11 protein-coding genes are annotated in these 10,399 nt (G+C 39.0%); all 11 read right to left on the reverse strand.

What is annotated here, in order from left to right:
- Positions 1-1,168 (reverse strand): RNA-guided endonuclease InsQ/TnpB family protein (locus IM500_RS14590; protein WP_287738786.1); only part of this gene is annotated, 1,168 nt, incomplete at its 3' end.
- A 393-nt stretch (positions 1,169-1,561) separates the two neighbouring features.
- Positions 1,562-1,822 carry a type II toxin-antitoxin system RelE family toxin gene (locus tag IM500_RS14595; protein ID WP_061431665.1) on the reverse strand — a complete coding sequence of 87 codons (261 nt, stop codon included), beginning with the start codon at positions 1,820-1,822 and terminating at the stop codon, positions 1,562-1,564.
- Positions 1,819-2,064 carry a hypothetical protein gene (locus tag IM500_RS14600; RefSeq protein WP_061431664.1) on the reverse strand — a complete coding sequence of 82 codons (246 nt, stop codon included), beginning with the start codon at positions 2,062-2,064 and terminating at the stop codon, positions 1,819-1,821. The genes IM500_RS14595 and IM500_RS14600 overlap by 4 nt, the downstream gene beginning before the upstream one ends.
- Entirely contained in the window at positions 2,058-2,210 is a 153-nt protein-coding gene (locus IM500_RS14605) for a hypothetical protein (RefSeq protein ID WP_190721247.1), read from the reverse strand. The genes IM500_RS14600 and IM500_RS14605 overlap by 7 nt, the downstream gene beginning before the upstream one ends.
- 3 nt (positions 2,211-2,213) lie before the next feature.
- Positions 2,214-2,435, reverse strand: coding sequence for a GtrA family protein (locus tag IM500_RS14610; protein ID WP_190721245.1), 222 nt, complete (start codon positions 2,433-2,435; stop codon positions 2,214-2,216).
- A gap of 76 nt (positions 2,436-2,511) precedes the next feature.
- Positions 2,512-3,285 (reverse strand): TylF/MycF/NovP-related O-methyltransferase, encoded by a 774-nt coding sequence (locus IM500_RS14615; RefSeq protein ID WP_190721243.1) that lies wholly within the window; start codon positions 3,283-3,285, stop codon positions 2,512-2,514.
- A gap of 104 nt (positions 3,286-3,389) precedes the next feature.
- Entirely contained in the window at positions 3,390-4,481 is a 1,092-nt protein-coding gene (locus IM500_RS14620; RefSeq protein ID WP_190721241.1) for an FkbM family methyltransferase, read from the reverse strand.
- A 49-nt stretch (positions 4,482-4,530) separates the two neighbouring features.
- Positions 4,531-6,777 (reverse strand): N-acetylneuraminate synthase family protein, encoded by a 2,247-nt coding sequence (locus IM500_RS14625; protein ID WP_190721239.1) that lies wholly within the window; start codon positions 6,775-6,777, stop codon positions 4,531-4,533.
- 39 nt (positions 6,778-6,816) lie between these two features.
- Positions 6,817-8,619 (reverse strand): thiamine pyrophosphate-binding protein, encoded by a 1,803-nt coding sequence (locus IM500_RS14630; RefSeq protein ID WP_190721237.1) that lies wholly within the window; start codon positions 8,617-8,619, stop codon positions 6,817-6,819.
- Between the two features lie 184 nt (positions 8,620-8,803).
- Positions 8,804-9,844, reverse strand: coding sequence for an NAD-dependent epimerase/dehydratase family protein (locus IM500_RS14635; RefSeq protein WP_287738791.1), 1,041 nt, complete (start codon positions 9,842-9,844; stop codon positions 8,804-8,806).
- A gap of 61 nt (positions 9,845-9,905) precedes the next feature.
- On the reverse strand, positions 9,906-10,399 hold a 494-nt coding region (locus IM500_RS14640; protein WP_287738793.1), incomplete at its 5' end, for a Uma2 family endonuclease.

Consider the following 10,399-nt stretch of genomic DNA (forward strand, 5'->3'; position numbering starts at 1 on the left):
CCAGAGGGAATCTCTCCCCAAGCGTATTAGTTTCGGTGTGTCCCACCGTACTTAGTCCCTTTTTGAGAATGTTGATAGCGGCGTTAATATCTCTATCTTCTACATAGCCACAATGGGGACAAACATGGGTTCTCGTCGATAGAGATTTAGGGACTTTTTGACCACAATTAGAACAATTTTGACTCGTGTTATGGGGGGCTACTGCTACCGTAACCTTACCATATTTAAAACCAAAATACTCTAACCATTGTCGAAAAATAGACCAAGCCACATCATTAATAGATTTAGCTAGTTTAGAGTTTTTTACCATGCTTTGAATATTTAAGTTTTCGTAAGCGATGAAATCGTTAGATTTAATGACGTGCAATGCCTCTTTTTCGACAAAGCCTTTACGTTGCCTACTTACTCTTAAATGCTTTCTAGCATATCTCTTTCTAGCTTTTTGGTAGTTGTTTGATTGGGGTTGACCTTTTCTAAACTTTTTAGATTTCTTCCGATTCAGTCGATTTAATCTTTTTTCTGCCTTGCGATAGTATTGCGGTATCTCTACCGTTTCCCCATCACTGTTAGCGTAGAAAACTTTTAAACCTACATCCAATCCCACACATCTTTTTGTTGGTTCTAGGGGTTTAGCATATTCCCGAATATCAACGCTAAGACAGAATTGGACATAATAACCATCCGCTCGTTTAACAATCCTAACTCGTTTAATTTGGTCAATAGGGTAAAAGTTTAGGTTTCTAGTTCCTTTTAGTTTAACCGTGCCAATGTTTTTCTTATCTGTGAAAGTGATTTTCTTTCTATCCTCCGATAGTTTCCATCCGGAGTTTTTATATTCCACAGAACGATTATTTTTCTGAAACTTGGGATAACCCTTTTTACCTTTAACCTTTTTCTTACAATTATCATAGAAACGGGCAATAGCTGACCAAGCTCGTTCTGCCGATGCTTGTCTAGCAGTAGAATTTAGAGTATCGACAAACTTGAACTGTTTGGCAAGAACCGCACAATATTTATTGAGAGAATATTTATCGATTTTGTCTTCTCTCTTGGCATCCATCCAAAGCCTTAAAGCCTTATTACGGATGAATTGTACTGTACGAATAGCTTCATCAATGGCAGAACACTGACTTGGTTTAACCACGGCTTTCATTTCTAAGACAATCATTGTTGATCGACCTCAAACAACTTATTTTATGTTAACCTGTATAGCACAAATTGTCAAGATTTTAGTTGACATTGAGCTTTTACATTGAGCCTTTACATTGAGCCTTTACATTGAGCCTTTACATTGAGCCTTTACATTGAGCTTTTACATTGAGCTTTTACATTGAGCTTTTACATTGAGCCTTTACATTGAGCTTTTACATTGAGCCTTTACATTGAGCCTGTCGAAATGTGTCGAAATGTGTCGAAATGTCGTGCTTCGTGTCACTGAGCTTGTCGAAGTGCTGTTTTATACTGGTCGGGGTTTCATCCCGTCGCTAAAAGCGAGGGCTTCGGCCGTGAGTTCAGCCGAACGGTCTTCACCCCGACATTCAAGATAAATTCTCATAGTGAGTCATCCTTTGTAAGCATCTTTTCGATGTCTACAACTCAGAATGATGACAACTGAGCCTTGATCGTCAATTTCATAACGCACTCGATAATCACCTACCCTAAGACGATATTCATTGGCATAGCCTTGCAACTTTTTAACTCCCGAAGGACGGGGTTCGTCAGTCAGCAGAAGGATTTTTTCGTTCAGGCGAGTTTGCACATCATCTGGAAAGCTTTTCAACTGCTTCTGCACAGGTTTAGGGATGATGACTTCGTAATTCATGAAGCTTGTTCAGATTGATTAGTGATATATTCTTGAATAGTTTGATAGTCGCCTATCTGATAAGCCTTTCGTGCTTCCTCTACTTCAGCTAACACCTCTGGATCATTTTCCATGGACTCTTCTTCTGATTCAAAAATCTGATCTTCTATAATTTCCATAAGTTTTCGTTTCACTCCTAAATCAAGGGTGGCAATTGCCTCGATTAAAGACTCTAAGGAGACTTGCATTTTAACCATTACCATGCTGTTTGTCCTCCAATTTTTACTTTTTTTGAGCGTTTAGGGGCGATAATCTGAATTACCTGACTCTCTAGTGCTGAGGCTATAGCTGATCCAATGCCGCGAGAACCTCCTGTAATCAGTGCTTGATAATTTGTGGCATTTGTCATGGATTAACTCAACCCAAAAACCAGTCTTCCCGTGGTTTGAAAGTTAAATAAAACTCCCTGAATGGTAGCCAGCAGAGCGGCTAACTTGTAATCCAGTCCAATAAGAATAAGAGTGGCAAAGGAAAAATAACCAAACAGTGTATTTATTACACCAACCAGCAAGAAACGGACAAATCTATGTTTCTTGACAATGCCAACAAGTTTATTATTTTTAAGAAGATACATTATTCATCATAAAAAAATGAGGTTAACTCAGCGGTAAAGCGAATAAGGAATTCAAGCAAACCGCTAAGCAGATGGATTAGCCTTCCCAAATAGCCCAAGAACAGTAAGGCTGATGAGGGAAACATCTTAACGCTAGATTATTTAAACCAAGAACCTCGGCGACAGCTTGAGTTTCTCCAGGGAAGTGCTGACAGTTCAATTCATCAAACACCAGTAAAGAACCTTTGGTTAGTCTAGGAATGATTTTTTCTAAGACATCTTTGGTTGGCTTGTAAACATCCATGTCAAGAATAGCCATGGCAACAATGGCGTGAGTGTTATCATCTAACCACTTAGGAAATGTGACTGAAGCATCTCCCTTAATCAATTCAAACTTTTTGATTTGAGGGATAGGTGATAAGCCTTGATGCAAGTTCAAGATGTCCTCAAGAACTTTTTCATAATCTTCTGATACCTTGTACTGTCCTACTTTTGAAAACCCTCCGTCTTTCTCGTCAATGGTTGCGAAACCTTCAAAAGTGTCAAAACCATATATCTTACGTGCGTGGTTATACGGCTCAAACATTCCCCGAAGATTGTTCAACGTTGTGAGCGTAGCACCCCATTGTACTCCAAATTCCAAGATTACACCTTGTACATCAACGATCTTTTTGTACAACTCATAGTAGTGAATTAAACGAGAAAACACTTGTCGCTTGAGCGTTACCTGAATGTCCCAGTTCCAAGCTCTACCCCCCATGACTGGCAACAATTGATCAACATATTTACGAAGTGATGCATCTATCTCCGCTTCAGTTGCGCTTCTTTGAGTAAACTCATCACTCTCGAGATGCAAAGCTTTATTTTTCATTTTTATCCTCCTAAGTTTTAGATGGTGTAAATTTACAGGGTTAGATCGTCAACACAAACCTGGACAGAGCCAGTGAAAAAGCTAGTAGTGGACAGGCACTATCTTTAGCTAATAAAATACAAAATTGAGTCATCATACACATCTGAGTAATGCCTAAAATATACTTTATATTTAGGATTTTGCGCTAAAAGGGTAGAAACAATGTCAACAAGGTCAGAGGGTCTGTGGTAGGCAGCGACTAAAACATCAGGAGCAGAAGAAAGAAGCCTTGTGCAACCACTTAGAGCTTCTGCTTCCGAGCCTTCTATATCTAGCTTAATTAAATCAACATTTTCATTGATTATCGAATCGAGCTTTGCTGCACAAACACTTCCAGAATCTTCCTTGACAACAGAGAACATCCCATTGTGATCTTCCAAAAAAGAAAGCATACAATTACTAGACCAAGCTGCATAAGGATAAATAACCAGACCATTGTTAAAATCCTTTGCCTGCTGCGCAATTTTCTTAACAAATTCAAGATTTGCTTCTACCGCATGAACCCGATCTAATGGGAAAAATGCTCGCGCTGCCTTTATTGTATCGCCGTCAAAAGCACCAACATCAAGAAAGTTTTTATAGTCTCTTGACTTGAATTTAAGAGGTACATCAAACCACATCCATTTGTTATTCACACGGGAGTTTTGGAGATGAAGTGGATTGAGCGAAGCTCTAAATAAAAGAATATCCAAAAATTGACTCTTGGAGTCTTCCTGCAAAACAGTATATACCCAATATAGTCTATCCAGATCATGGACAATGCAATTAGACATCTCTCTTTTCCTAGACTGTAGATGCACTAAATCGTAAAGAAATGTTGCCTCTTCATAAAAGATATGATTGTCAAAAACCATATCCTTTTGCTCAATCTGATTTTGTCCAGAGCCTAATATCACTTGAAAATCGATTAAGTCATCGATTTGATTGACCACATCAAATCCATCGCTACAGGCACTTTCCAAGGCATTAGGGTTTACATCATAAATTTGTACCGCTTGCTTTGCGAGTCTTAGCTGCTTGGATATTTGTTTACCTTTATTTCCATAACCAAATATAGCTAAAGGCTTATGTTTTTTACCTTCCAGAACTTCTAATCTAGAATCTCTGACATCGATTGCTTTCTGAATTTTCGTTTGAAAGTCTTCAAAGTTGATCATTTTGGGTTATCCTCCAGTTTTGGTAAAAAATTTACAGCTTTTCTCTGAATTAGAAAAATCGTTCAAGCTTGTCTAAAGCTATCCAAAAACCCTCACCTCCATTTTTATGTCCCTGCCAAATTTCAGGAATAAAAGACGCTTGAAGGTTTACTTTGCCTAGGACTTCAGCGAGAGCAGGAAAATCAATCTCCCCTTCTCCAATTTGTAATCCTTCTCCATCTACACCGGTAGCATCAGCAATGTGCAGATGAGCAATGTATTCTCCCACCTCTTCAATATATTCTGTCAGAGACCATTTATAACGATTACAGGCTAGTTTTGCATGAGAGACATCACAACAGATTCGATAGTTATGCTCACGACAGAAAGAGGCTATATCATCGGGATCTACGAAGATATTATGATGGCTCTGTCCACCAAAGTGCCAAGGTAGAGGTGGCATTGTTTGGGGGATAATCTCAACTCCCGTTTGATCAAGTTTTGCCAAACTGTCTAGAAGAGTTTCATACAATTTATGACGCTGTGTTGCTGGTAGAAAAGCATCCAAAGTAAATCCTCCTACATTCGTTACTATTTGCGTTTTAGTTGTGTTCGGAAAAAATTTAGTCAGTTCTCTAGTAATGTCAATAACTTTTTGTAAATTTTCGATTGACTGTTGACGATATGCTTCATCTTGAGAACACAAATCGAGAATGTGATCTCCTGCAAATAATTCAGGACTATGAATAACTAATTGGCAATTATAACTAGAGTTAAAGTATTCACTTATATCAGCTTCCATGTCTTTGTAGCTGAGATGAAATTCTAACAGTTCAAGGTTGGTCTTATTCAATAGTTTTTGAAAGTCATGATACCTAACCGGTATCCCCCATTTTCTACGGAAATCGTACTGTCTCGGTTGAATTGTTTCTGATATTAAATCACTGTCAAAAAAGAAATCACCAGCTTTCAAGTTTCTCTTAGCTTTTAGTCCAATCAGTTCTTGTTTGCGGTTGGGTTGTAATCCGCGACCAGGACTTTTCACAGCCAGCATTTCTTCTGTAATGATTTCTCCCGGTGCTAAATCGCAGGTAATTACCAAGCTTTTAGCTAAGGTTTCTCGATTCATTAACTCCCCCTGACTAAGACGACGTTCGGAGTTTGTTCCCATCGCTTCTTCTACTTGTCTGATTCCCTCTACCATCGCTTGAAATTCGGGAAATAACAAGCTAACCTTATGATCGTTACCTTCCCAAGACTTATCTAAGGTAAAATGTTTTTCGATCACCTTTGCTCCTTTTGCTACAGCAGCGACCGCAACATAAATACCGCGTTCGTGACCAGAATAACCCACAGGACATTCACCGATTTCTTTAAGACGATCTAAATAATTAAGATTAATGTCCTTAAAGGGGGCGGGATATGTGGAATTACAGTGCAGTAATATATACTGTGTTCCCAAACTCTTTAATAGTTTGACCGCTTCAATAATTTCCGACTCATTAGACATTCCCGTAGAACAAATTAAAGGTTTTCCAGTTTTCGCGAGGGCTGTAAGTAGGTCATAATTAGTAAGATCGGCAGAGGCTACTTTATAAGCAGACATCCCGTAATTTTCTAGTAAGCTTAGACTTTCTATATCCCAGGGAGTGCAGAGGGGAAGAATATTTCTCTCTTTACAATAATCAAACGCCGCAAACATTTCCTGTTGACTGAGTTGAAATCGAGATAACAGGTCTAATGTATATTGAGAACCCAAATCTTCGGAAAAATCATTGGCGTTGCCAGCATTGTGATAAAGAGACGATAAATCTCTCATTTGAAACTTAGCGCAATTTGCTCCCGCTTCTTTGGCTAAATCAATCAGTTTTTTAGCTGAGTCTAAACTCCCATTATGATTGTTGCCAATCTCAGCAATGACAAAAGTTGGTGAATTATGACTAATGACAAAATCCCCAATGGTTATTCCTGGTGAGCGGTTCCATGCGATCGCAATTAATCGTCGTTGACGATCTAAAATTGGCATCACCTCGCCACCATTGGAGAAATAGGACTCGCATTTGCTTAATCCCTCATCTTCCCAAACGAATAAAAATTTCTTATTATAAGCAAAATGAATGGGTTTATTGAGATCCATATCATTTTGTGCAATCATCCATCTACGAAAATCACCGTCTGTAAATATCCCTTCTAGAACTCCATCCTCCGTCAAGCAAAACACCACTCTTCTGCCATTGCTGCTGATTTTTTTTAAGGCATTGAGGATACTTTCTTCGGAAAAAGTAATATATTTGGTGATACTCTTTTCAACTAACATATATTCTCCTTTTGTGTAATTTAATAAATAAATCTAAATTTACTCTTCGACTAAAGGCACAATCATATTAGAAATAAACTCCTCCCGTTCTAAAAAAGGCCACAAATCTTCTAGGGGTCTAGATACCATAGTACCATCATCTTTTTTGAAGGATGATAGGCTAGGGGCGCGGACTTCATCTGTTGGTACCATAACCTCACAAACTATCGGATCGCTGCTATTGAGAATATCTCTAATCTGTTCTCTTAAATTAGCTGAACTGGATATTTGTGCCGTAGCTAAACCATAAGCAGAAGCAACATTCAGGAGATTAGGTAAGGTTAAACCACTGGTGGCATCCGCACCAACCAAACGCCCAAAATACTTTTTCTGCGAACTTCTAATAGAAGCAAACCCTTGATTATTGAAAACAAAAAATTTAATCGGTAAATTCAAGCGATGGACGGTTTCTAACTCCTGAATATTCATCTGAAATCCTCCATCACCATCTACACATATTGTGCGTCTAAGATCGCTGGCTAGACAAGCCCCTATACTGGCAGGTAGTCCAAAACCCATCGATCCTAACCCTCTAGTGTGAAATATCCTTTGCCCTGTCTTTACTTCAAAAACCAACAAAAATACTTCTATGCCATTGCCCGAACTACCGGACACTATGACATCATCGGAGGTAAGCTCTTCTGCCAAAACTTGAGAAAATACATAGCTACTAACTCCCTCGGTTTGTTCCCAATATTGAGGAAGAACAAGTGGGTATTTATTTTTCCACTCTTGGCAACGTTTTATCCAACTCTCATGGTTTTTGAGATTAAGTTTATCCTTCTGCTTGAGCAGCTCTTGAATAAAATCCTTGGCATCCGCACAAATTGGCAGTTCAATTTTTGTTTTCATTTTGTTGATTTCGTACTGATCTATATCAACAATGATTTTTTTGGCCGCTCTTGCTAATTTATCGTGAGCATACCCAGTTAAAGCCATATCTAAGCGTGCGCCAATGGTTAGAAGCAAATCTGAATTTTGTAGGGTAAAATTTGCTCCTCTTGGTGCCATCGAACCTGGCCTGCCAAAACATAAAGGATGATTGCTGGCTATTAAATCAAGCCCCAACCATGTCGCTAAAACAGGGATATTCAACCCTTCGACTAATTCCAAAAATTCCTTTTGTCCATCTGCAAGTCTAACCCCATTTCCCACCAATAATACTGGTCTTTCTGCTTCATTTAATAACTCAATTAGCTGAGAAACTTGATTGCTGAGATGGTGAAGATCAAAACTTGGCGAAACTTCTTTGGAATCAAAACCTTGCTGTTTTTCAGGATCAATCATTGCCCCTTGAACATCCAAGGGAATATCAATCCATACTGGACCTGGACGACCAGATTTAGCTAAATAAAGAGCTTTTTCTAAATGATATTTAATAGTATTTGGATCGGTAATAGTTATCGCGTATTTAGTGATAGATTGAACAATAGAAACAATATCTACTTCTTGTACTCCCAGTTGCCTTACGGCCAAATCCCCCATCAAGTCTGCTCGTTTAACCTGACCAGAAATAAATAAACATGGAGTTGAGTCAAGCCATGCTCCTGCTAAACCTGTGACAGTATTTGTTCCTCCTGGACCGGAAGTAACAATAGCCACACCAAGATTATTTGTCACTTTCGCATAAGCTTCGGCTGCGATGGCACTAGCTTGTTCATGTAGGTTACAGACAAACTCAATATCTGGACACTTCCCCAATGAATCGTTTAAGTGCATTGCACCACCACCGGGCAGCAGAAAAACGTGCTTTACACCCTGTTTGGCAATAGACTCGATTACATAGTCCGACAACTTAATCATAATTTTTTTTGTTTCTTTTGGATAATGTTAGAAGCTTGGCCAAATCTAATTTTTTACCAACTGAGCTTATCGCCATTAAACACGATCCTTGAATTTTTGTCAATAACTTGTCTGTTTTTTCCCAGTACTCTTGCAATTTCCTATTATTTAAGGTTTTCCATAAGTTTCAACTCCTTCTTAACTTCTAAGATCTTGATGAATTATAACTAGCCGTTCGGATAATTGATTCCCCTAGGGAAATCAAGGGTTTAAGTTGTAACTCAGAAAACGCTCGTTTTACTGAAGGAACGTAACGTTCAGCAGGTTTACCCGGGATAGGTTCTTTAGCTATAATTACCTCGACTTTTAATACAAATGTACTGGCAACAACTTTTGCTAATTCAGCGATAGTTAAATCCTCATCTGAACCGACATTGTAAGGGTAGCATGATTTTCCCTTAAACAAAATTGTCCACAGCCAAATCGCCAAATCCGCCGCGTAGAGATAAGAACGATAAGGACTACCATCCCCCTGGATGAGAATCGGACCCCCCGTCATACCATCTCGAATGAAATTACCAATAGCAAAATGGGTATCCAGTGGCAAATAGGGACCGACAAAGGCAAAGCAGCGAGCAATTTTCGTTTCTAAGCCCTGTTGTTTAGCATAGAGAGTACAGAGCATTTCTGCTGCCCGTTTTCCTTCTGCATAAGCATAACCCGGATTAGTTAAATCAGGAGAGCCTAAATAGTCTTCAGAAACATGGGTTATCTCAGGGGGTTGTTTGCCATAAACGGCGCCGGAACTGGTTAATAAGAACTTTTTAGCCTGACAAAATTTAGCAAATTCTAAAGTATGCCTTGTTCCCTCAATAATCGTATCAAACATCAGTAAGGGATCTTCTTGATTGAGCTTGGCACTCGCTTCAGTGGCACCATGAATAATATAAGAAAACTCCCCTTCAGGAAACTCAAATGACCTAACATCACCGCTATGGAATTGAATAGCGGGATGATTGGCTAAATGAGGAGCTTTTTGCCTGAAAATATCAGGATTTCTGGTTAAAACCACTGCCGATGCTTTTAAGTCTAGCTGATCATTAGCCCAAATAAAACTTTCTAATAACCAACAGCCAAAAAAGCCTGTACCTCCGGTAATAAATATCCGTTGTCCCCGCAATTCCTCCCAGAGGTCCTTAGTGTGGGCGAGAATGTGATTTAAGTCATTTGTTAGGTTAGGTTGCATCTTCAGCCCCGAATCATTACCAAGATTCCTTCCATGATTTTATCAGCATTTGACAAGTCTCCTACAAGGTTTCTGGTTCAACGCCTAATTCTCTTAATTTTTCAACTAATTTTTGCCGTAACATTCGCTCCTGTTCGAGTTGATATTCAGTTTGTGCGACTCGTTCACTCCCCCACAATAACAGATTGCCCGACTTATCCCACCAGCGCAACCAATAGGCTGTTACTTCCGCTTTTTTTCCCTGCCAGACTCCCAAAAATAAGTTAATCTCTGCTATCCAATAACGATTGTTTTCATCAGGTTTTTGTTGTTCATACCTTCCTTGATTTAATCGATAAATTTCTAATTCTCCAGTTTTTGGCTGAAAAATTCCATAGACAGGTACTTGTAAAATTTGCTCGTAAAAATACCATTTTCCATAGGGATAGTGAGGATTGATGGAATATTCACCCCCTTCGGTTTCCGAGATAAACTCTAGGACAATGGTAGGAATTTCTCCTTCAAGATGGGGAGTATAACTGCGCCGAATTTTTCCGCTAGGAATCGGTTTTACCG

Origin of the sequence: Microcystis sp. M179S2, assembly GCF_020245805.1 — a bacterium.
Taxonomy (GTDB): Bacteria; Cyanobacteriota; Cyanobacteriia; order Cyanobacteriales; family Microcystaceae; genus Microcystis; species Microcystis aeruginosa.

Bases quoted from the DNA above. Each gene is read 5' to 3' on its own strand.
- IM500_RS14595 (WP_061431665.1), bottom strand. From the start codon at position 1,822: ATGAATTACGAAGTCATCATCCCTAAACCTGTGCAGAAGCAGTTGAAA.
- IM500_RS14600 (WP_061431664.1), bottom strand. From the start codon at position 2,064: ATGGTAATGGTTAAAATGCAAGTCTCCTTAGAGTCTTTAATCGAGGCA.
- IM500_RS14605 (WP_190721247.1), bottom strand. From the start codon at position 2,210: ATGACAAATGCCACAAATTATCAAGCACTGATTACAGGAGGTTCTCGC.
- IM500_RS14610 (WP_190721245.1), bottom strand. From the start codon at position 2,435: ATGTATCTTCTTAAAAATAATAAACTTGTTGGCATTGTCAAGAAACAT.
- IM500_RS14615 (WP_190721243.1), bottom strand. From the start codon at position 3,285: ATGAAAAATAAAGCTTTGCATCTCGAGAGTGATGAGTTTACTCAAAGA.
- IM500_RS14620 (WP_190721241.1), bottom strand. From the start codon at position 4,481: ATGATCAACTTTGAAGACTTTCAAACGAAAATTCAGAAAGCAATCGAT.
- IM500_RS14625 (WP_190721239.1), bottom strand. From the start codon at position 6,777: ATGTTAGTTGAAAAGAGTATCACCAAATATATTACTTTTTCCGAAGAA.
- IM500_RS14630 (WP_190721237.1), bottom strand. From the start codon at position 8,619: ATGATTAAGTTGTCGGACTATGTAATCGAGTCTATTGCCAAACAGGGT.
- IM500_RS14635 (WP_287738791.1), bottom strand. From the start codon at position 9,844: ATGCAACCTAACCTAACAAATGACTTAAATCACATTCTCGCCCACACT.